Origin of the sequence: Enterobacter sp. C6, from assembly GCF_008122455.1 — a bacterium.
Classification (GTDB): Bacteria; Pseudomonadota; Gammaproteobacteria; order Enterobacterales; family Enterobacteriaceae; genus Enterobacter; species Enterobacter pseudoroggenkampii.
Window position 1 is genome coordinate 1 of the sequence record NZ_QPFW01000196.1, and the last position, 20,152, is coordinate 20,152.

Consider the following 20,152-nt stretch of genomic DNA (forward strand, 5'->3'; position numbering starts at 1 on the left):
CTTTCCGGACGCTGCGGGTTGAGCGCTGCTTTTTTCTGCAGACGAGCAACCAGGTCCGGGTTGGCGATGTAGTCGCGGCCAAACGCGACAGCATCAATCAGCCCTTTGCCGATCAGGTCTTCGGCTTTCTCCGGGGTATAGGCGCCTGCACCGATGATCACGCCGTGGAAGCGCTCGCGCACTTTCTGACGGAAAGCATCCGTGTAAGGCTTACCGCCGGCCCAGTCAGGCTCGGACATGTGCAGATAAGCGATGCCACGTTTAGCCAGTTCTTCGATCAGGTACAGAGCATCCGCTTCCTCGTTCGGGCCGTTGTCGACGTTCTGGAAAGACCCGATAGGGGAAACGCGAATGCCGATACGGTCCGGGCTCCACTCCTTGCATACCGCATCCACCACTTCCAGCACCAGACGGGCGCGGTTTTCGACGCTGCCGCCGTACTGGTCGGTGCGATGGTTAGACGACGGTGACAGGAACTGGTGCAGCAGATAGCCATGCGCGGAGTGCAGCTCAATCAGGTCAAAACCGGCTTCACGGGCGTTGGCCACGGCCTGGCGGAAGTCGTTAACAATCCCCGGGATTTCGTCCAGCTCCAGCGCACGCGGCATAGAGGTATCCACGCGGATCGCATTGCCGTTTTCATCGCGCAGGGACGTACGGGTATTGGCGCTCAGGGCCGAAGCGGAGACCGGTGCCTGGCCGCCAGGTTGAATGCTGCTGTGAGAGATACGACCGGTATGCCACAGCTGGACCGCAATGCGACCCTCTTCAGCGTGGACGCCCGCGGTGATTTTCTGCCATGCGGCGATCTGTTCCGGGCTGTGAAGACCCGGCGCACCCGCATAACCCTTCGCCTGAGCAGAAATCTGCGTGGCTTCGGTGATGATCAGGCCAGAGCTTGCGCGCTGACGATAGTATTCACCCATCAGTGGGGTGGGGATGTCACCCGGCTCAATGCTGCGCAGACGGGTCAGCGGAGCCATGAACACGCGGTTTGGCGCCGTGACGGCACCCACTTTCAATGGGGTAAACAGTTTTTCAGCTGACATAAAGACTCCTGAGTAGACCAGTCGACTAGTAATAAGGTAAATAAAAAGCGCCCGTTATACGCCAGGCGCAGTAATGCTGTTTTTCACATGTGCCAGCGCGCTTTCCAGCGGCACGGCACTGCGCGAAATTTTTGCCTGCAGGTTGGCCCCTAACCAGAGGGAATAGAGCACCTGAGACTGCATCAAGGGGTCGCCGGTAAAGGACAGCGTTTTTTCGTCGCGGCCTTTTTCCAGCGCCTGGGCCAGCAGGGCGATCACGCCGCGGGCACCTTTATCCATCGCTGTGCGCATATCTTCAGAAAGATCGCACACTTCTGCAGACAGTTTAACGGTCAGACAACCGCTGATAATGCCCTGCTGACAGAACTGGTTCAGCGTTTCCTGATAGTAGTTCAGAACACGATCCCGGTAGTTACCTTCACCCGATGCAAAGTGGGTCGCCAGTCGCTGGTGGTAGCCAGCATAATGACGTTCCAGCATCGCTACGCCGAAGGCCTCTTTGGACCGAAAGTAGTGATAAAACGACCCCTTCGGTACCTCGGCGGTTTTTAATAACTCGCTCAACCCCATACCGGTAAACCCGCGATGCATGCAAAGACGCTCGCCGGTTGCCAGTAGATGTTCGCGGGTATCGTGTTCAGTATTTCTGCTCATGGCCGCACTCTAATAGACCGTTCGGTCTAATGCAAGCGAGTTTACTGACGACATGCACTCAGTATATCCAGCTGCTGTTGATAAACCGTTGATTTCACGTCCATCATACCCAGCACGGTCGAGAACAAATTGTCCTGAGAAACCGCATTTTTTGCTGCATGGTCACGCAAACACTGTTCGTTGATGCCAAAGTTTTTCGCGTAATCCGGTGACAGCCAGAACATAAATGGAATATGCGTTTGCTGCTCCGGCGCCAGCATGTACGGTGTACCGTGCAGATAAATACCGCTTTCACCCAGTGATTCACCGTGATCGGAGAGATAAATCAGCGCGGTGTTCATGCTCGCCTGACGGGCTTTCAGCGCATCAATGGTTTTGCTGACCATGCTGTCGGTATACAGGATGGTGTTGTCATAGGTATTCATCAGCGCCTGATGATCGCAATCCTGAATCTCATTGGTGTCGCAGGTTGGGGTGAATTTACGGAAGTTGTCCGGGTAGCGGCGATAGTACGCTGGACCATGGCTTCCCATCAGGTGGATAACCAGCACCGTGTCCTGCTTCAGACCATCCAGCACGTTGTCCAGACGGTAGAAATTCACATCGTCAATACAGGATTTGTCTTTGCAGAATTGATCCAACTGCCACTGCGTCATGTCTGTATGGGGCACGCGATCGCAGGCGCCTTTACAGCCGCCGTCGTTGTCGCGCCACAGCAGGTTGATACCCGCATGCTTGAGCACGTCGAGCAGCCCCTCGCGATGGTGAGCCAGGTCGGCATCGTATTTGCTGCGCGTCATGCCGGAGAACATGCACGGCACGGAAACCGCGGTTTCGGTACCGCATGAGGAAGCCTGCGGGAAGTTAATCACATCCTGCTTTTTCAGCTCCGGGTTCGTTTCACGATCGTAACCATTAAGGGAGTAGTTCGCCGCGCGAGAGGCTTCCCCAACGACCAATACCAGAACGGTTTTCTTTTGTTGACCGGTAATCAGTGGCCCTTTATGGGCATCTTCACCAATACGCACCAGCGTTTGATCGCCAGCAAACCAGCGCATTTTGCTGTACTTCACCACGGCGCTGACATAGTTCGCCGGGGTGACCATTTTGACGATGCTTTTGTTGTTGCGGAACAGCGACGCGTAGTCTTTATAAAACAGCGCGGCAATCAGGATAATCACCAGCAGAGCGCCAAGCATCGCGGCAACGCGCGTCAGCAGGGCATACCACCATTTCCCGGTACGAATGCGGGTCAACGCCAGCACCACGGAAGGCACGAGGCCAGCGATGACAATCCACAGAATCATCTGCGGGGTCACCAGGGCCGTCGCTTCCTGAGAGTTAGTTTCGAACACGTTCACAATCATGTTCTGATCGATCACCGCGCCGTAGGTGTACATAAAGTAGGTTGCCGCGGCGCAGCCGATCGTTAAGACGATCAGCAGCGGCTTACGGATATAGGGGATATTAAGCAGGCTAAACACAATCACCCAGCCGCAAAACAGCACCAGCGGTACGGAGGCGGCAAAGAAGATGTCGTGCAGATGGGTAGGGGCGATAATGGCCCAGCTGCGCTGGATAAACAGCCCGTTGATTAGCGTAAAGAAGAGTGCACAGCCCAGAGTAAATTTTATGTCGTTACATTGTAACTTTTTGATTAACCACATCGATCGATGAACCTGTCATTATCATGATGGGCCGAGTATAAAGAGGGAAGATTAGTGAAACCTTAATGCCACAAATCTGTGGTACAGGCCTTGCACGTGGCGCGTTTAGCGTCTTCACTGTAGGTGAGAGTGGTTATCTGGAGGTGAGTGTGGCAGAGCAGCTGGAGTTTTTCCCCATCCAGAGCCCGTGCCGGGGGATTTGTCAGGTGGATGAACGCGGATATTGCCGCGGGTGCATGCGTACCCGCGATGAGCGTTTTAACTGGCAAAACTTTAGCGACACGCAGAAGCAGGAGGTATTACGCCTCTGCCGTCAGCGTCTTCTGCGCAAAATACGCGCAAACAAAGCCGGTGAGACCGAAGAACCCCAGCAACCTTCACTTTTTTAACACGGTAATTGCGTATACTCATGACATCACGTCCTTGAGGAAAATGTTATGGTTCAGCGAATTACCCTTGCCCCCCAGGGGCCAGAATTCTCCCGTTTTGTGATGGGCTACTGGCGCCTGATGGACTGGAATATGTCCCCCCTCCAGCTGGCGAGCTTTATTGAAGAGCATATCGATCTGGGCGTCACCACGGTCGACCATGCGGATATTTACGGCGGTTACCAGTGCGAGGCCGCGTTCGGCGAGGCGCTCAAGCTGGTTCCGGCACTCCGCGATCGCATGGAGATCGTCACGAAGTGTGGAATTGCCACCACGGCAAAACCAGAACACGCCCTCGGTCATTACATCACCGACAGCGCGCATATCATCAAGAGCGCCGAGCAGTCGCTGGTCAATCTGGCGACCGATCGTATCGACCTGCTGTTAATCCACCGTCCGGATCCGCTGATGGATGCCGATGAGGTGGCGGAAGCCTTCCTGAACCTGCACCAGAGTGGGAAAGTGCGTCACTTTGGCGTTTCCAACTTTACCCCGGCACAGTTTGCGCTGCTTCAGTCTCGGCTGCCGTTTACCCTGGCCACTAACCAGGTTGAGATCTCCCCGGTACACCAGCCGCTGCTGCTGGACGGTACGCTCGACCAGCTGCAACAGCTGCGCATTCGCCCGATGGCCTGGTCGTGCCTGGGTGGCGGACGCCTGTTTAATGATGATGAATTCCAGCCGCTGCGCAACGAGCTTGAAACCATCGCCCGCGAGCTGAACGCGGAGAGCATCGAGCAGGTGGTTTACGCGTGGATCCTGCGTCTGCCGTCAAAACCGCTGCCCATTATCGGTTCCGGCAAGATTGAACGCGTGCGGTCTGCGCTGGCCGCTGAAGAGCTGCAGATGACCCGCCAGCAGTGGTTCCGCATCCGCAAAGCCGCGCTGGGCTACGACGTGCCATAAACCGCCAGAAGGTGACTTTCCGGTGAAATCTTTGCCCCTGGTATACACTTAAGGGGCAAAAAATAACCAGCGGAGGTCATATGAAGCGTTTTGCTCTGGCAATGGTCGCGCTGGTTGTTTGCGCAGGGGCGCAGGCAGCCAGCGACGAAGTGGAAATGAATCTCGTCACCTCTCAGGGTGTGGGTCAGTCCATCGGTACGGTGAAAATCACGGAAACCGACAAAGGGCTGGAGTTCGCTCCCAACCTCAAAGCACTCCCTCCCGGTGAGCATGGTTTCCATGTTCACGCCAAAGGAAGCTGTCAGCCCGCATTAAAAGAGGGTAAAGCGTCAGCGGCGGAAGCGGCAGGGGGGCACTTGGATCCGCAGCATACCGGCAAGCATGAGGGCCCGGATGGAATGGGACACCTGGGCGATCTGCCCGTGCTGGTGGTCAATAACGACGGTAAAGCCACCGATCCCGTTGTCGCGCCGCGTCTGAAAAAGCTGGATGAAGTCAAAGGCAAAGCGCTGATGATCCATGTCGGCGGCGACAATATGTCCGATCAGCCTAAACCGCTGGGCGGCGGCGGGGCGCGCTATGCCTGCGGCGTGATCTGATCCCCAATCGTTCCCGGCGGTGGGGCCTGCTCCAGCTGCGACAGCGAGCAGTGCAGCCGCCAGATTATCGAGGCCAAATCACGGGCGGCGGGCAGATGATGGCGTGCAAGCGTATCGCAGATCCGCTGCAGTTCATTCAGCGTGGCTGCCAGCGGCCGCTGCTGGACACCGCGCTCGCTCATTACATCGCGCAGCAGGGAAATACACACATCACGAACCTGCGACAGCGGATCGGAGCGCGTTTCCCACGCGCGAAGCTGCCAGACCACGTGCGAGCAGTTCAATAGCACCACGCCCCAGCGCAGCAGCCAGCGTCGGGACAGCGCGTCCTGGCTGTTATTCAGCTGGCTGACGTGGTGATACACCAGCGATTCATACTCGTTTTCACCCAGATGCGGTTTACGGCTGAGCTGGTCTACAAACCCCCGGCGTAACTCCCGGATATGCCTGCGGCTCTTGCGGGCATCGGAGCCGGGACGCAACACCGCGAAAGCCAGCCACGCCAGCCCCACGCCAAGGATTTTCGCCAGGTTGTCATTGAGAAAATCGGCGTAATCGTACACCGGCGGATTGGTCACGGAGATAAACGAGCCCATAAAGACAATCAGCTGTCCCCAGAGGCCCGCCTGTTTTGGCATTTGCAGCTTAAGAAGCTGCATGGTGGTTAACAGGGGAAACAAAAACAGCAGGAACTGCCACAGATCGCTTATCTGCACCATCAGGCCAAACTTCACCACAAAACTGAACAATGACAGCAGCACCAGGGTGCGTAGCAGCAGCGTCAGCGAGTTGAACGGCGAGGCCGCGACGGAGTAAAGCACGCAGCTGATGGCGGCAAGCGTCAGGGCCGCCGTACCGGACTCCCACTGCGTGGTGATGCTCCACGCCCCCACCAGCATCAGCGCGCAGAAGGTGCGAAAACCGCTCCACAGCGCTTCGAGGTAGTCGGTATGGCGGGCGAGAGCCGGGCTCCCGGGCACGTTGAACTCCGTGACCGGCGTGGCATTCTCAACCGCGTTAATCCAGCGGCTGCTGCGCAGGTACAGTCGGCAAAAGTAATTCAGACGCTGCCAGAAGGCGCGATGACGATAGTCGTACTCATCAACCGGGGCGAGCGGGGCGATGATCTTCGCAACGGTGTAGATGTCCGCATCCGGGCGCGCAAGGGTCGCGAGCAGCGTTTCGATGACGGCACGGGTGTTTTCCGGCGGCGTCGGCCAGTTGAGCAGCATCCGGCGCAGGCTGGAGATGGCGCTGGTCATACGCAGCTGCTGGTGCAGCAAATAATTTAGCAGGGTGTTCTGACGACGAAAGCGGTAGTGGCTCCAGAACGCCTGAATACGCAACAGATTCATGGTCAGGATCTGTCCGATCACCTTTTCGTGCGCGAGGCGGATCTCATCGCTGGTATCCGGTTGCCACAGCAGGCTCGCGTGCTCAAGCAGCCTGGTGTGCATGGTCTTGAGGGCGGTGATGAGCGCGGTGCCGTCGGAGGTGCTGGGGAGGATCATCATCATGAAGCCGCCGCTGAGGATCCCGACAATGACTTCGCAGACGCGCGCCTGCGCGATATCCCACAGCTCGGTGGTGTCGAGCACGTTGACGACCGGGAAGGCGATAATGGCGGCGGTATAGCCCGCCAGCTGGAAAGCGTAGGCGACGTTATTGGTAAAATGGGCGCAGGCCCAGGTACAGCACCCCAGCCACGCCGCCATGCTCAGCAGGAACATCCACGGATCGTTCAGCGTATGGCCGGCGATAATTAACGCCGCCGTGGCACCGAGCAGGCTGCCTGCGATGCGTCCAAGACTCTTACTGATCACCCCACCGACCGTAGGAAAACTCACCACCGCGGCAGACGTCATCGCCCAGTAGGGTTCATCCAGGTTCAGGTAGTAGGCGACGGTCAGCGCCAGGCAAATGGCAATGCCGTTACGCAGCGCGTAGCGCCACTGGGGACGCGTCGCTTTCATCCACGGGGTGTTGTGCCAGGAGAGTGCCGGCAGCTTCATCACCGGTTTCCGATGGAGACGGTGCAGGTGGTGCCGGAGACCAGGGTAATGTCCTGCGGTAAACGGTCAAATTCTACGCGAACCGGAACGCGCTGGGCCAGGCGCACCCAGGGAACGTTTGGCTTAATGTCCGGCACCAGCCCGGAATCTGTTTCAACGCTTTGATCGTAAATGGCCCGGCCTATGCTGGATACGTGACCCTGTAACTTCTGCGAGCCGCTGTAAAGCGTAATCGCGGCGGGCGATCCCTCGCGGATATGGCGAAGCTTGGTCTCTTCGAAATAGCCCACGACGTAGAAGGAGTGGCTGTCGACGAGGGCAAAAACCGGCTGGCCGGTAGTGGCGTAGTTACCCACGCGGGCGGAGAGGTTGGTCACCCATCCATCGACCGGTGCCGTAATCACGGTTTGGGTCAGTTGCCACTGCGCCTGCTTCAGCGTCGCCTCCGCCACGTTGACGCTCGCCTGCATGGCCTTAACGTTGATATTCGCGGTGTCTAAATCTTCCGCTGAGATGTAGTTTTGCGACAGGTGACGGCGGCGGTTGGCCTCGTTGTTGGCCTTTGCCAGGTCAGACTGGGCTTTCGCCAGCTGCGCCTCGGCGTTCAGAATCGCAATGTGGTACGGGGTGTCGTCAATTCGGAATAAAACATCTCCCTTTTTGACGAACTGGTTATCCTTAACCAGTAGCGTCGTGATACTTCCCGACACCTGAGGGGTGATGCTGACCTGTTCAGCGCGAACTTTACCGTCACGCGTCCAGGGCGACTGCATATAAAAATTCCACATCCACCAGCCCGCAACCAGCGCGAGGGCGAGAACAAACAGGGTGGAAAAGTACTTTAGCGTTTTCAGAGGCATAGTCACCACACCATCAAGACAGCAAGGCCCAGACATACGGAGAGGGCAAACAGGGAAAGATCCATCAGCATGGGATGCCAGATTTCGCCGGAGTACATCCAGTCGCGAAGCAGACGATGCGCGATGAGCCAGAGAATAAAGCCCACCAGCACGGCCTTAAACAGGGGGGGAAAGTAGACTGACGCACCGAAGATCAGGTCCTGAAGGGGTAACCCCTCTGAGCGATGAAAAAACGTCACGGGCAGAAATCCTTTGCAGTGAACAGAATGCCGCGTTGGCTTGTCATAGTATGATGAAGCATCACAATTCAGTGTAAGTCATACTTTTAAGTTCGATGAATGCAGTATTGCATTTGTTTTGGCAATACAAATGCTGCACACTATTCTAAAATCAGTATAATAACTTAGCAAGCTAATTATAAGGAGATGAAATTGGAATCGCCATTAGGTTCTGATCTGGCAAGGTTGGTACGCGTCTGGCGTGCTCTGATTGACCATCGCCTGAAACCTCTGGAACTCACACAGACGCATTGGGTCACGCTGCACAACATTCATCAGCTGCCGCCCGATCAGTCGCAAATTCAACTGGCAAAAGCGATAGGCATTGAGCAACCGTCGCTGGTACGCACGCTTGACCAGCTGGAAGAGAAGGGGTTGATCTCGCGGCAAACCTGCGCGAGCGATCGTCGTGCGAAACGGATTAAACTCACCGAAAAAGCGGCGCCTATCATCACGGAAATGGAAGCCGTGATCACTAAGACGCGCGGTGAAATCCTGTCAGGCGTTTCACCGGCGGAGCTGGAAATGCTCATCAGCCTCATTGGGCGTCTTGAGCAAAACATCCATGAGCTGCAGTCGCGAGACTGACAAACAATAAGGCCTTGCAGCAGCAAGGCCTTTTTTTACTTAAAGACGACCACACGGTTACGACCCGTCTCCTTCGCTTCATACATCGCCTTGTCGGCACTTTCCACGCACGTTTCTGCGGTTATCGTTGATGACGTTGCCGTAAACACCCCCATACTGATGGTGATGGGCTCCGGCAACTGACCGCCGCTGCTGGTTTTATCAAAGCTGCTTAGCTTCAGGCGTATGCGTTCCGCCACCTGGCATGCTGCGTCTGAAGGGGTATTTGCCAGCATCAGGACAAACTCTTCACCACCGATACGCGCCGCGATGTCCTGCGGGCGCACGGAATCCACCAGCAGATTGGCGACAAACTGTAAGACTTTATCCCCCTGCAGGTGACCGTAGTTGTCGTTGATGCGCTTGAAGCGATCGAGATCGCTGACGATAACCGAAACAGGGCGGCTGGATTTTGCGACAGCCAGCGCCTGATTTAACGATTCATAAAAATAGCTGCGGTTATACAGGCGCGTAAGCGGATCGCGAATCGAATTCTGATACGACTGTTGATACTTTAAATGCGATTCACGGTACAAGCTGAAGACATCGCAGAGCAGAACAAAAATAATCAGCAGCGTGGCGACGGTTTCAAATAACCGGGCGCGATACCACGATATGTCTTCGGCATGCCCACCCAATAACAGCATTAAGAGCGTGACGATATAGCAGACACAAAGAAAATTACCGGTCACCCAGAACAGATTACGTACGCGCGTCATAAACATCAGCGTTGCTAATGTCACCACCCAGAGGACAATTAAAGAAATATTAATGCCTTGGCTCCAGAGAACCATAAACTGCCGCGTTTCATTATCAACCAGATCGAGGGATAAAAAATCAAAATGGCTGGAATACATCCACGCCACCATCACGCCACCGGCAGTAAAAAGAAATGTCGTGCTGACGATAGCGATATGCGTCAGCCGCGAAAGGGGCTGATTACGCAGGGGAAACAGCAGGGCCGAAGCGATGAACAGGACCGCCATGATGAGATGGCGGAACATATAGTAGATCATCGCATCGTTATAGTTCACGACGTTGAACTGGTAGAGATCCAGCCAGGCGGGAAAACTGGACAGCGTTCCAACCATCAGCAATGCCGAACCGGCAAAGGCAAAAGCGATGGCAACCAGATACAGACGCCTCTTATCACACCAGTATTTCATTGCCATAAAACAGGCAATAAACAGGTGAAATACCAGTAAAAAAATGGTGAGCGTGGGGAACAACAGCGGCGAAAAGGAAGGTACCCATTCAACCAGTTTTGAAAATAAACCCTGTAATATTCCGATGACAATAACACAACCGAAACAGAACGAGAGATAACGACCTTTTACGGTAAGACGATTCGCAAGCATATAAATTTTTTTAAATAATTAAAGATGAATGAACAGGAGGTAATAGCGAAGAGTTTAATCAATTGAAACAATAATTACTTTGCGCAGAAACAATATACGGTGGGGTGAATAATGGGTGGGGTGAATATATTTTGTAAATATATTCATGAAAATGATATATATTGTAAAGGGATGAGGCCTGATAGCCACATCCCGTTTTAATTATCGTGGGGAAACGGTCACCTGGCTTCCGTTGCTTGCCAGCACGACACGCTGACCAGCAGAGAAACGGGTATTCCCCTGTTTCTGAACAACCATAATGGTGCTGCCGTCGTCTTTACGAATTTCCAGCTCTACGCCCTGCGTTTTGTTCATTGCACCCTGAACGCCCTGGCCTGCAACACCACCCGCCACAGCGCCCGCAGCGGTCGCCAGAGAACGGCCTGTACCGCCGCCAACGGTATTCCCGAGGAAACCACCCAGAACAGCACCGCCGATTGCGCCCATAACGTTGTTGTCATCGCCACCCTGAATTTGTACAGGACGGGCGTTAACAACGGTACCGTAAGTCACGCTCTGAACCTGTTTTGCTTCAGAAGCGCTGTAAACGTCGCCAGACAGTGAGCTGTCATTCACACAGCCAGCCAGGGTTAAACCAATCAGCGAAACGCCCAGTACACGTACAATCATTTGAATCTCCTGTTCACCAAAAACGCCCGATTGAGGGCATCCGTTATGGCTAAATTATATGGCATAAGGAGCCATAGTTCATATCTTTGCATTAACAATAGGAAAATTGTACTTGAATTTGACTTAACGAGACATAAACAGGTCCGCCTGTGTTACCCGTCTGACATTGTTAAAAAATATTATTGCCGGATGGCAAAGCGGCGCCGTTTATGGTTGAGTGGATATCCTTAGCCCACGCAACGTAAGGAAAGCGCATGAAATCGGGTCGCTACATTGGTGTGATGTCAGGCACCAGTCTGGATGGGGTAGATGTCGTTCTGGCCGCCATTGACGAAAATATGGTGGCGCAGCAGGCGAGCCTGACCTGGCCAATCCCCATTTCACTGAAAGAGGATATTCTGAGTATCTGTCAGGGGCAGCAGCTGACCCTTTCCCAGCTTGGACAGCTGGATGTTCGCCTGGGGGCGCTGTTTGCGGATGCGGTGCAGGCTTTGATGCAAAAAGAACATCTTCACCCGCAGGATGTGGTCGCCATCGGGTGTCACGGACAAACGGTCTGGCATGAGCCCATCGGAGAGGCCCCGCATACTCTGCAAATCGGCGATAACAACCAGATTGTGGCGAAGACGGGCGTCACGGTCGTCGGCGATTTCCGTCGTCGCGATATCGCCCTTGGCGGACAGGGCGCGCCGCTGGTGCCCGCGTTCCATCAGGCGTTACTGGCGCACCCTTCAGAGCGGCGCATGGTGCTCAACATTGGTGGGATCGCCAATCTGTCGATGCTTATCCCGGGACAGCCGGTCCGCGGCTACGATACCGGCCCGGGCAATATGTTAATGGATGCCTGGATCTGGCGTCAGTGCGGCCAACCGTATGATAAAAATGCGGAGTGGGCGAGCGGGGGGAAAGTGATTCTTCCGCTGCTGCAGTCGATGCTAAGCGATCCTTATTTTGCTCTGCCGGCCCCTAAGAGCACGGGGCGTGAATACTTCAACCTGGGTTGGCTTGAGCGTCAGCTGTCGCCATTCCCGGCGCTCGCGCCGCAGGATGTCCAGGCGACGCTTGCTGAGCTGACGGCCGTGTCGATCTCCGAACAGGTTCTGCTCAGCGGTGGATGTGAGCGCCTGCTGGTGTGCGGCGGAGGAAGCCGTAACCCGCTGGTGATGGCGCGTCTTGCCGGGCTGCTGCCGGGTACCGAAGTGTCGACGACCGATGAGGCCGGCATCAGCGGTGATGATATGGAGGCGCTGGCCTTCGCATGGCTCGCCTGGCGCACCATTGCCGGACTGCCGGGCAACTTGCCGTCGGTAACCGGTGCGCGTGAAGCGAGCGTCCTCGGGGCGATTTTCCCGGCCAATCCTCGTCATAATCAGAGTTAACTGAAATTCAGCGCGGCGCGTCGTCGTTAGAATGGAACGAAACAGGGGGGCAGCCATGCCCTCCAGGACCAGGAAAGTCTTCGGAATACGCCCATGAAAAAACTTCTTCTTATTGCCGCCCCTTTGTTGCTGTCAGGATGCAGCGTCTATAACCAGTTCCTTGAGCGCATGCAGACCGATACGCTGGAGTATCGCTGCGACGAAAAACCGTTGACCGTGAAGCTGAATAATCCACGTCAGGAAGCCAGCTTTGTTTACGACAATAAATTGCTGACGCTGAAGCAGGGTATGTCGGCCTCCGGCGCACGTTACTCAGACGGTATCTACGTCTTCTGGTCGAAAGGCGACAGCGCCACGGTCTACAAGCGCGACCGCATTGTGCTGAACAATTGCCAGCTCGAAAACCCGAAGCGTTGAGATTTTTACAGGGGCGGCGCACAATAGCGCCACCCACTCTCAATGTCAGCTAACGCCATGTCAGATAACGATGAACTGCAGCAAATTGCGCATCTGCGCCGTGAATACACCAAAGGCGGCCTGCGTCGCCAGGATCTTCCCGCTGAACCCCTCGTGCTTTTTGAACGCTGGCTGAAACAGGCCTGCGAAGCGAAACTCGCCGATCCAACGGCCATGGTTGTCGCGACGGTAGATGAAAACGGTCAACCGTATCAGCGCATCGTATTGCTCAAGCATTATGACGAGAAAGGACTGGTGTTCTATACCAACCTTGGCAGCCGCAAAGCGCACCATTTAGAAAATAATCCGCGCATCAGCCTGCTGTTCCCGTGGCATATGCTGGAGCGTCAGGTGATGGTCACCGGCAAAGCGGAACGTCTCTCGACGCTGGAAGTGGTGAAGTATTTCCACAGCCGTCCGCGTGACAGCCAGATTGGCGCCTGGGTATCAAAACAGTCCAGCCGAATTTCCGCCCGCGGCGTGCTGGAAAGTAAATTCCTGGAGCTGAAACAGAAGTTCCAGCAGGGTGAAATTCCCCTGCCAAGTTTCTGGGGCGGTTTCCGTATCCCGATTGAGCAGATGGAGTTCTGGCAGGGGGGCGAACACCGCCTGCACGACCGCTTTTTATACCAGCGCGAGAATGGCGGCTGGAAAATCGACAGACTGGCACCGTAATCCCCGAAATTTGTTGATTTAAGCGCTAGCGCACACCGCGCTTGCGCTTTATTCTATGGTCCTTTCGCATCAGGCGAAAAGTCGTGTACCGGCAAAGGTGCAGTCGTTTATACATGGAGAATTTGATGGCAAGCAGTAACTTGATTAAACAATTGCAAGAGCGGGGCCTCGTGGCCCAGGTGACGGACGAGGAAGCGTTAGCAGAGCGACTGGCGCAAGGCCCGATCGCGCTCTATTGCGGCTTCGATCCCACCGCTGACAGCTTGCATTTGGGGCATCTTGTTCCATTGTTATGCCTGAAACGCTTCCAGATGGCGGGCCATAAGCCTGTTGCCCTGGTGGGTGGCGCGACCGGTCTGATTGGTGACCCAAGCTTTAAAGCCGCTGAGCGTAAACTGAATACCGAAGATACCGTGCAGGAGTGGGTAGATAAGATCCGCAAACAGGTTGCACCGTTCCTCGACTTCAACTGTGGTGATAATGCCGCCATTGCCGCGAACAACTACGACTGGTTTGGCAGCATGAACGTGCTGACCTTCCTGCGTGATATCGGCAAGCACTTCTCTGTTAACCAGATGATTAACAAAGAGGCCGTGAAGCAGCGTCTGAACCGCGACGACCAGGGTATCTCCTTTACCGAGTTCTCCTACAACCTGCTGCAGGGGTATGACTTTGCCTGCCTGAACAAACTGCACGGCGTTTCCCTGCAGATTGGCGGTTCCGATCAGTGGGGTAACATCACCTCCGGTATCGACCTGACCCGTCGCCTGCACCAGAACCAGGTCTTTGGTCTGACCGTTCCGCTGATCACCAAAGCCGACGGCACCAAATTCGGTAAAACCGAAGGCGGCGCGGTGTGGCTCGATCCGAAGAAAACCAGCCCGTACAAATTCTACCAGTTCTGGATCAACACGGCGGATGCCGATGTTTACCGCTTCCTGAAGTTCTTCACCTTTATGGACATTGAAGAGATCAACGCGCTGGAAGAAGAAGACAAGAACAGCGGTAAAGCACCGCGCGCTCAGTACGTGCTGGCGGACGAAGTGACCAAACTGGTTCACGGTGAAGAAGGTCTGGCCGCGGCAAAACGCATTACCGCAAGCCTGTTCAACGGTACCCTGAGCGATTTGAGCGAAGCGGACTTCGAACAGCTGGCTCAGGACGGTGTGCCGATGGTTGAGATGGAAAAAGGGGCTGACCTGATGCAGGCGCTGGTGGACTCCGAGCTCCAGCCTTCCCGCGGTCAGGCGCGTAAAACCATCGCGTCTAACGCTATCACCATCAACGGTGAGAAGCAGGCCGACCCGGAATACACCTTCGTTGACGGCGATCGTCTGTATGGTCGCTACACGCTGCTGCGTCGCGGCAAGAAAAATTACTGCCTTGTCTGCTGGAAGTAATTAACAGTCTTCAGGGGCGTGGGAAACCACGCCCCTTTTGTTTTTTCAGGGTTTGGTAAGAAAAAAATGAAGAACATCCTCGCCATTCAGTCCCACGTTGTTTTTGGACACGCTGGCAATAGCGCCGCGGAATTCCCGATGCGTCGCCTCGGCGTCAACGTCTGGCCCCTTAATACCGTGCAGTTCTCTAACCACACGCAATACGGCAAATGGACCGGCTGTGTGATGCCGCCTTCGCATCTCACTGAGGTTGTGCAGGGTATTGCCGATATCGACCAGCTCAAACGCTGTGACGCCGTGCTGAGCGGTTACCTCGGCTCAGCGGAGCAGGGGGAGCATATCCTCGGTATCGTGCGCCAGGTGAAAGCCGCCAACCCGTCGGCAAAATACTTCTGCGACCCCGTCATGGGGCATCCGGAGAAAGGCTGTATCGTGGCGCCAGGCGTTGCAGAGTTTCACGTCCGCCACGCGCTGCCCGCCAGCGATATCATTGCGCCAAACCTGGTTGAACTGGAAATTCTCTGCGAGCATCCGGTTAACAGCGTAGAAGAGGCCGTAAGCGCGTCCCGCGAGCTGATCGCGCAAGGTCCTGAGGTTGTGCTGGTAAAACACCTCGCGCGCGCAGGGCTAAGTCAGGATCGCTTTGAGATGCTGCTGGTGACGAAAAAGGATGCCTGGCATATCAGCCGTCCGCTGGTGGATTTTGGCCAGCGCCAGCCGGTTGGGGTCGGAGATGTCACCAGCGGTCTGCTGCTGGTGAAATTACTGCAAGGGGCGACAATGCGCGACGCGCTCGAGCATGTTACTGCGGCGGTGTACGAAATCATGATTGCGACGAAAGAGATGCAGGAATATGAACTGCAGGTGGTCGCGGCACAGGATCGTATCGCGAAGCCGGAGCACTATTTCAGCGCTACCCAGCTTTAAACGATGCCGGGTGGCGCTGCGCTTACCCGGCCTACAAAACCTGTAGGCCCGTGCAAGCGAAGCGCCCCCGGGCGATATTAGCTAAGACCTTCCGCTTTCAGCGCCGCAGCCACCGCAGGACGCTCTGCCACGCGTTTCATATACGCTGCAATATGGTCTAACCCTTCCAGGTTAAGCTTAACCGCGCGCGCCCAGCGCAGCACGGTGAACAGGTACGCATCGGCAATCGTGAAGCGCGGACCCGCAATCCACTGATCGTCTTTCAGCGATGCGTTAACGTACTGCAGCTTTTTCTCCAGCAGGGCGCGCAGGGTCGGTTTGAACTCTTCCGGCGTATCCGGGCGGAACAGGGGGGTAAAGCCTTTGTGCAGCTCGGTGGCAATGTAGTTCAGCCATTCCAGCGTCTTATAACGCGAAATGGTACTGACCGGTGCCAGCAGATGGCGATCGGGTACGCTATCGGCCAGGAACTGCATAATCGCCACGCCTTCGGTCAGCAGAGTACCGTCATCCAGCAAGAGCGCCGGAACTTGTCCTTTCGGGTTGATGGCAAGAAAATCATCGCCGTTTTCCAGACGTTTTTTCATCAGGTCAACGCCATCCAGCGTGAAATCTTTGCCGCTCTCGCGCAGGGTGATATGGGAAGCAAGAGAGCACGCACCCGGTTTGTAGAACAGTTTCATCGGTAACTCCTTTTTGCTGAGGTTTCAGCTATGTTAGTGCGCAAACGGATAAAAAAAAAGCCGCTAATGCATTAGCGGCTTCTGGTCAGTCGTTTCTCACGGAAATCACGCGGTAGCGGTGTTTGTCGCTTTAGCGGTCTTGTCGTCGTCCTGAGTCATACGGTTCAGTTTCGGCGCGGTCAGCAGCATCAGAGCGGCAATTACCGCAGTCGCGATACCAATCTGCATGAACACGGTACCGTAGACGTTCAGGGAAAGCAGTGGATCGGTTACATTTTCCGGAACAGCCATCAGGTTAGCAATCTTACCCGCGATGATTGCCGCACCGGCAGTGGTCAGGAACCAGCTACCCATGATGAAGCCCATCAAACGCTGAGGAACCAGCTGCGCAACCATGGCCAGTCCCAGGCCGGAGATCATCAGCTCGCCGATAGACTGCAGCGCGTAGCTCAGGATCAGCCAGTTAACGGAAACGATACCTGCGTCGGACGCAAATTTGGTACCCAGTGGCAGTACCAGGAAGGCACCAGAACACAGCACCATACCCAGCGCAAACTTGTGCGGCATCGGCAGACGGTCACCCATCTTGTTATAGATAGCGGCCAGAATTGGGGAACCAATCATGATCCAGAACGGGTTCAGTGCCTGGAACTGCTCAGGTTCAAACGCGATACCCAGAATGGAGTGCTCTACGTTACGGATGGCGAAGAAGTTCAGTGAAGTTGGCATCTGGCTGTACAGCACGAAGAAGATAATCGCTTCCAGCATCAGAATGAACGCCACAATCATCTTGCGACGGGCCGCACCCTGCATGGCGAATGCTTCTTTTGCAAAGATGACCACGATACCCAGCGCAACCACGCCCAGAACGGCACGTGCGATACCCTGGTTGTGCAGCAGCCAGGTGGCGATGGCCGCGAGGACAACAACGCCCACGATGGTGGCCAGCAGTTTGCCCATATGCACAGGCTCGAAGTCAGGTTTTGAACCGTAGTCTTTAACCCAGCTGCGGCAGAACAGGAAGTTCACCACGGTGATCAACATACCCACGAAGCTCAGTGCAAATGCCACGCTCCAGCCGAATTTCGCCGCGAGCCATGGGGTTGCCAGCATAGAGAAGAACGAACCGATGTTGATGGACATGTAGTACATGGTAAATGCACCGTCCAGGCGCGGATCGTCTTTGTTGTAGCAGGTCGAAAGCAGAGAGGACGGGTTCGCTTTGAACAGACCATTACCAACGGCAATCGTCGCCATACCCATATACACGACAGCGGCATCATGCCCTGACCATGCCACCAGACCATAGCCAATCGCCAGGACAATGGCGCCCAGCATGATGACGCGTTTAGTCCCGAGGACTTTATCGCCCAGCCAGCCGCCAATCGCGACCAGACCGTACACCAGAGCACTGAAGGAAGAGAACAACGTGATGGAATCAGCTTCGGACATACCCAGCTGTTTTACCAGGTAAACCGCCATGATCCCTTGCAGGCCGTAATAACCAAAACGCTCCCATAACTCGATAGAGAAGATGAGATAGAACGCTTTAGGTTGTTTAAAAGCGTTAAGACTCACGCTTTCATCTGTTGGTTTATTGTTTGCAGTAGACACATATACCTCTTTTTTTACATCCCATATTAATGGGGGTGTTCATAGCGTGATGGCCGTAGTCCATACGCCTTATAGTTATATTGGGAGGAGAAACGGCGGGTAATGTTCACTATCCTGCCCCGTCTGGCAATACGTTTGTAATAATCTGTTACATATATCTGGGCTGGTATAATCGTCGGTTCATGCAAATGTTATTCAGCGTTAAATTTCATACGATGAGTAAAGGTAGTTTTTTCGACTGGTAATGACCCGTCCGGATCGGCTTTTGGCGATATGTTCTGCTATTTGTCGCTTTACGCAGTGATATAGCCCATATTCTGAAAAATAGCTGGTCTTATCTTCGGTAATGGGAGGTGAGTATCTTGTCAGACAAAGGGTTTAGGCCGATTTTGACAACAAAAATTCAACATGAAGTTATCAGGGTGATCGCGATCACAGATGTATAGAAATTTTTGGCCATGAAAAAAGTATTAACCTGTTTGAGCGTTAAACAACCGAACAAGTGACAGGTCAGAGTAAGCGAAAGACGGACAAGTAACGGCCAAAAGAAGAGCATTCGATAGCCCTTCCTTTAATATGGGATTGGGGCGATCAGGGATACACTTTTTCTTTGTATTCGCAGAGATCTTCGATAATGCAGGAGCCGCAGCGAGGCTTGCGGGCAATACAGGTATATCGGCCGTGCAGAATCAGCCAGTGATGGCAATCCACCTTAAATTCTGCCGGAACCACTTTCAGCAGTTTCTCTTCGACCTGCTCGACGTTTTTCCCCGGCGCGAAGTTGGTCCGGTTAGACACGCGAAATATATGCGTATCCACGGCGATAGTGGGCCAGCCAAACGCAGTGTTAAGCACCACGTTTGCGGTCTTACGCCCCACGCCCGGTAAGGCTTCCAGCGCAGCGCGGTCCTCCGGCACTTCGCCTCCGTGCTGTTCCAGCAGGATCCGGCAGGTCTTGATGACGTTCTCGGCTTTGCTGTTAAACAGGCCGATGGTTTTGATATACGACTTCACGCCTTCCACGCCCAGCTCCAGCATGGCTTTCGGCGTATTGGCGACCGGATAGAGCAGGGCAGTGGCTTTATTGACGCTCACGTCGGTCGCCTGCGCAGAAAGCAACACCGCGATCAGCAGCTCAAACGGGGAGGTAAAATTCAGCTCCGTCGTCGGGTGCGGGTTCTCGTCCCGCAGACGGGTCAGGATCGCAATGCGCTTTTCTTTATTCATGAGGCCTTCTCGGGTGTCCCTTCCAGAACGCTGCGCTCAGCCGCGCGGCGCTTACGTTTTTCATCAATCAGGTATTTTATCGCCAGCATCATGCCAAGGCCAATAAACGCGCCGGGCGGCAGCATGGCCAGCAGAAATGGCGTATCGGTGTGGAACACTTCAACGCGCAGCGCTTTGGCCCAGCCGCCGAGCAGCGCATCTGCGCCGTCAAACAGCGTACCATTACCGAGGATCTCGCGCAGCGAGCCCAGCACGAACATGGCGCATGTGGCACCCATGCCAATGGAAAACCCATCCAGCGCCGACATGGCGGGGCTGTTTTTCACCGCGAAGGCTTCCGCGCGCCCGACAACGATACAGTTAGTGACGATAAGGGGAATAAAGATCCCGAGCGACTGGTACAGGCCAAACGCATAGGCGTTAATCAGCATCTGAACGATACTGACCACCGACGCAATGATCATGACGTAAATCGGAATACGAATTTCCGACGGCGTCCAGCGGCGCAGGGCAGAGATGGAGAGGTTGGTCAGGGTCAATACCAGCGTGGTTGCCAGACCCAGACCGAGCGCGTTGGTGGCGGTGGACGTTACCGCCAGCAGTGGGCACATGCCCAGAAGCTGTACCAGCGCGGAGTTGTTCTTCCACAACCCCTGGACAATAACCTCTTTAACCTGGCTCATG

At 55.0% G+C, this 20,152-nt stretch carries 21 protein-coding genes; 9 read left to right on the top strand and 12 right to left on the bottom strand.

Annotation, left to right across the window (positions count from 1 at the left end; all coding sequences use genetic code 11):
* The 3 genes from DOU50_RS08105 to eptA form a co-directional block, all read right to left on the bottom strand.
* The coding region (locus DOU50_RS08105) for an alkene reductase (RefSeq protein ID WP_148769162.1) at nucleotides 1-1,049 on the bottom strand (1,049 nt) is incomplete at its 3' end.
* A gap of 54 nt (nucleotides 1,050-1,103) precedes the next feature.
* Nucleotides 1,104-1,703 carry a TetR/AcrR family transcriptional regulator gene (locus DOU50_RS08110; protein ID WP_148769163.1) on the bottom strand — a complete coding sequence of 200 codons (600 nt, stop codon included), beginning with the start codon at nucleotides 1,701-1,703 and terminating at the stop codon, nucleotides 1,104-1,106.
* A gap of 41 nt (nucleotides 1,704-1,744) precedes the next feature.
* The gene (eptA, locus tag DOU50_RS08115; RefSeq protein ID WP_024909365.1) at nucleotides 1,745-3,370 is read right to left on the bottom strand and encodes a phosphoethanolamine transferase EptA; all 1,626 of its coding nucleotides are present in this window, start codon (nucleotides 3,368-3,370) and stop codon (nucleotides 1,745-1,747) included.
* A gap of 149 nt (nucleotides 3,371-3,519) precedes the next feature.
* Here eptA and DOU50_RS08120 point away from each other — a divergent pair, with 149 nt between their 5' ends.
* The 3 genes from DOU50_RS08120 to sodC all read left to right on the top strand — a co-directional run bounded on the left by DOU50_RS08120 (nucleotide 3,520) and on the right by sodC (nucleotide 5,303).
* Nucleotides 3,520-3,759: a DUF1289 domain-containing protein gene (locus tag DOU50_RS08120; RefSeq protein WP_008500587.1), complete on the top strand. Its 240-nt coding sequence runs from the start codon at nucleotides 3,520-3,522 to the stop codon at nucleotides 3,757-3,759.
* 48 nt (nucleotides 3,760-3,807) lie between these two features.
* A complete protein-coding gene (locus DOU50_RS08125) occupies nucleotides 3,808-4,704 on the top strand; it encodes an aldo/keto reductase (protein ID WP_148769164.1) in 897 nt (298 codons plus the stop codon).
* Nucleotides 4,705-4,784: 80 nt separating this feature from the next.
* Nucleotides 4,785-5,303 (top strand): superoxide dismutase [Cu-Zn] SodC, encoded by a 519-nt coding sequence (gene sodC, locus DOU50_RS08130; protein WP_048030739.1) that lies wholly within the window; start codon nucleotides 4,785-4,787, stop codon nucleotides 5,301-5,303.
* On the opposite strand, the gene DOU50_RS08135 is transcribed toward sodC, so the two are convergent.
* Genes DOU50_RS08135 through DOU50_RS08145 form a run of 3 tightly spaced genes read right to left on the bottom strand, consistent with a single transcriptional unit; the run spans nucleotide 5,282 to nucleotide 8,414 of the window.
* Complete coding sequence (locus DOU50_RS08135; RefSeq protein ID WP_148769165.1) at nucleotides 5,282-7,315, bottom strand: FUSC family protein; 2,034 nt, start codon at nucleotides 7,313-7,315, stop codon at nucleotides 5,282-5,284. The genes sodC and DOU50_RS08135 overlap by 22 nt on opposite strands.
* The gene (locus DOU50_RS08140; protein ID WP_048991240.1) at nucleotides 7,315-8,175 is read right to left on the bottom strand and encodes an HlyD family secretion protein; all 861 of its coding nucleotides are present in this window, start codon (nucleotides 8,173-8,175) and stop codon (nucleotides 7,315-7,317) included. The genes DOU50_RS08135 and DOU50_RS08140 overlap by 1 nt, the downstream gene beginning before the upstream one ends.
* A 2-nt stretch (nucleotides 8,176-8,177) precedes the next feature.
* Nucleotides 8,178-8,414 carry a DUF1656 domain-containing protein gene (locus tag DOU50_RS08145; RefSeq protein ID WP_024909360.1) on the bottom strand — a complete coding sequence of 79 codons (237 nt, stop codon included), beginning with the start codon at nucleotides 8,412-8,414 and terminating at the stop codon, nucleotides 8,178-8,180.
* 186 nt (nucleotides 8,415-8,600) lie between these two features.
* Here DOU50_RS08145 and slyA point away from each other — a divergent pair, with 186 nt between their 5' ends.
* Nucleotides 8,601-9,041 carry a transcriptional regulator SlyA gene (slyA, locus tag DOU50_RS08150; RefSeq protein ID WP_024909359.1) on the top strand — a complete coding sequence of 147 codons (441 nt, stop codon included), beginning with the start codon at nucleotides 8,601-8,603 and terminating at the stop codon, nucleotides 9,039-9,041.
* 35 nt (nucleotides 9,042-9,076) lie between these two features.
* On the opposite strand, the gene DOU50_RS08155 is transcribed toward slyA, so the two are convergent.
* Both DOU50_RS08155 and slyB read right to left on the bottom strand, forming a co-directional pair.
* Nucleotides 9,077-10,438: a GGDEF domain-containing protein gene (locus tag DOU50_RS08155; RefSeq protein WP_148769166.1), complete on the bottom strand. Its 1,362-nt coding sequence runs from the start codon at nucleotides 10,436-10,438 to the stop codon at nucleotides 9,077-9,079.
* A gap of 201 nt (nucleotides 10,439-10,639) precedes the next feature.
* A complete protein-coding gene (slyB, locus tag DOU50_RS08160; RefSeq protein ID WP_014883569.1) occupies nucleotides 10,640-11,107 on the bottom strand; it encodes an outer membrane lipoprotein SlyB in 468 nt (155 codons plus the stop codon).
* Nucleotides 11,108-11,361: 254 nt separating this feature from the next.
* Here slyB and anmK point away from each other — a divergent pair, with 254 nt between their 5' ends.
* The 5 genes from anmK to pdxY all read left to right on the top strand — a co-directional run bounded on the left by anmK (nucleotide 11,362) and on the right by pdxY (nucleotide 15,944).
* Complete coding sequence (gene anmK, locus DOU50_RS08165) at nucleotides 11,362-12,486, top strand: anhydro-N-acetylmuramic acid kinase (RefSeq protein ID WP_148769167.1); 1,125 nt, start codon at nucleotides 11,362-11,364, stop codon at nucleotides 12,484-12,486.
* 93 nt (nucleotides 12,487-12,579) lie between these two features.
* Complete coding sequence (mliC, locus tag DOU50_RS08170; protein ID WP_024909356.1) at nucleotides 12,580-12,903, top strand: C-type lysozyme inhibitor; 324 nt, start codon at nucleotides 12,580-12,582, stop codon at nucleotides 12,901-12,903.
* A 57-nt stretch (nucleotides 12,904-12,960) separates the two neighbouring features.
* Nucleotides 12,961-13,617, top strand: coding sequence for a pyridoxamine 5'-phosphate oxidase (pdxH, locus tag DOU50_RS08175; RefSeq protein WP_024909355.1), 657 nt, complete (start codon nucleotides 12,961-12,963; stop codon nucleotides 13,615-13,617).
* A 125-nt stretch (nucleotides 13,618-13,742) separates the two neighbouring features.
* Nucleotides 13,743-15,017 (top strand): tyrosine--tRNA ligase, encoded by a 1,275-nt coding sequence (gene tyrS / locus DOU50_RS08180; RefSeq protein ID WP_023335449.1) that lies wholly within the window; start codon nucleotides 13,743-13,745, stop codon nucleotides 15,015-15,017.
* 66 nt (nucleotides 15,018-15,083) lie between these two features.
* Nucleotides 15,084-15,944: a pyridoxal kinase PdxY gene (gene pdxY, locus DOU50_RS08185; RefSeq protein ID WP_148769168.1), complete on the top strand. Its 861-nt coding sequence runs from the start codon at nucleotides 15,084-15,086 to the stop codon at nucleotides 15,942-15,944.
* Between the two features lie 77 nt (nucleotides 15,945-16,021).
* Here pdxY and gstA read toward each other — a convergent pair whose 3' ends face one another.
* The 4 genes from gstA to DOU50_RS08205 all read right to left on the bottom strand — a co-directional run bounded on the left by gstA (nucleotide 16,022) and on the right by DOU50_RS08205 (nucleotide 20,151).
* The gene (gstA, locus tag DOU50_RS08190) at nucleotides 16,022-16,627 is read right to left on the bottom strand and encodes a glutathione transferase GstA (RefSeq protein WP_048991235.1); all 606 of its coding nucleotides are present in this window, start codon (nucleotides 16,625-16,627) and stop codon (nucleotides 16,022-16,024) included.
* A gap of 105 nt (nucleotides 16,628-16,732) precedes the next feature.
* Nucleotides 16,733-18,241, bottom strand: a complete 1,509-nt coding sequence (dtpA, locus tag DOU50_RS08195; protein ID WP_024909352.1) for a dipeptide/tripeptide permease DtpA — start codon at nucleotides 18,239-18,241, stop codon at nucleotides 16,733-16,735.
* Nucleotides 18,242-18,832: 591 nt separating this feature from the next.
* Nucleotides 18,833-19,468, bottom strand: coding sequence for an endonuclease III (gene nth, locus DOU50_RS08200; RefSeq protein WP_008500570.1), 636 nt, complete (start codon nucleotides 19,466-19,468; stop codon nucleotides 18,833-18,835).
* Entirely contained in the window at nucleotides 19,465-20,151 is a 687-nt protein-coding gene (locus DOU50_RS08205; protein ID WP_023617347.1) for an electron transport complex subunit E, read from the bottom strand. Before DOU50_RS08205 ends, nth begins: the two co-directional genes overlap by 4 nt.
* Between the last annotated feature and the right edge of the window lies 1 nt (nucleotide 20,152).

Coding starts and splice junctions, on each gene's coding strand:
- DOU50_RS08140 (WP_048991240.1), bottom strand. CDS start 8,175: ATGCCTCTGAAAACGCTAAAGTACTTTTCCACCCTGTTTGTTCTCGCC.
- DOU50_RS08205 (WP_023617347.1), bottom strand. CDS start 20,151: ATGAGCCAGGTTAAAGAGGTTATTGTCCAGGGGTTGTGGAAGAACAAC.
- nth (WP_008500570.1), bottom strand. CDS start 19,468: ATGAATAAAGAAAAGCGCATTGCGATCCTGACCCGTCTGCGGGACGAG.
- eptA (WP_024909365.1), bottom strand. CDS start 3,370: ATGTGGTTAATCAAAAAGTTACAATGTAACGACATAAAATTTACTCTG.
- sodC (WP_048030739.1), top strand. CDS start 4,785: ATGAAGCGTTTTGCTCTGGCAATGGTCGCGCTGGTTGTTTGCGCAGGG.
- pdxY (WP_148769168.1), top strand. CDS start 15,084: ATGAAGAACATCCTCGCCATTCAGTCCCACGTTGTTTTTGGACACGCT.
- DOU50_RS08155 (WP_148769166.1), bottom strand. CDS start 10,438: ATGCTTGCGAATCGTCTTACCGTAAAAGGTCGTTATCTCTCGTTCTGT.
- slyA (WP_024909359.1), top strand. CDS start 8,601: ATGAAATTGGAATCGCCATTAGGTTCTGATCTGGCAAGGTTGGTACGC.
- DOU50_RS08110 (WP_148769163.1), bottom strand. CDS start 1,703: ATGAGCAGAAATACTGAACACGATACCCGCGAACATCTACTGGCAACC.
- anmK (WP_148769167.1), top strand. CDS start 11,362: ATGAAATCGGGTCGCTACATTGGTGTGATGTCAGGCACCAGTCTGGAT.
- tyrS (WP_023335449.1), top strand. CDS start 13,743: ATGGCAAGCAGTAACTTGATTAAACAATTGCAAGAGCGGGGCCTCGTG.
- gstA (WP_048991235.1), bottom strand. CDS start 16,627: ATGAAACTGTTCTACAAACCGGGTGCGTGCTCTCTTGCTTCCCATATC.
- mliC (WP_024909356.1), top strand. CDS start 12,580: ATGAAAAAACTTCTTCTTATTGCCGCCCCTTTGTTGCTGTCAGGATGC.
- slyB (WP_014883569.1), bottom strand. CDS start 11,107: ATGATTGTACGTGTACTGGGCGTTTCGCTGATTGGTTTAACCCTGGCT.
- DOU50_RS08135 (WP_148769165.1), bottom strand. CDS start 7,315: ATGAAGCTGCCGGCACTCTCCTGGCACAACACCCCGTGGATGAAAGCG.
- DOU50_RS08125 (WP_148769164.1), top strand. CDS start 3,808: ATGGTTCAGCGAATTACCCTTGCCCCCCAGGGGCCAGAATTCTCCCGT.
- pdxH (WP_024909355.1), top strand. CDS start 12,961: ATGTCAGATAACGATGAACTGCAGCAAATTGCGCATCTGCGCCGTGAA.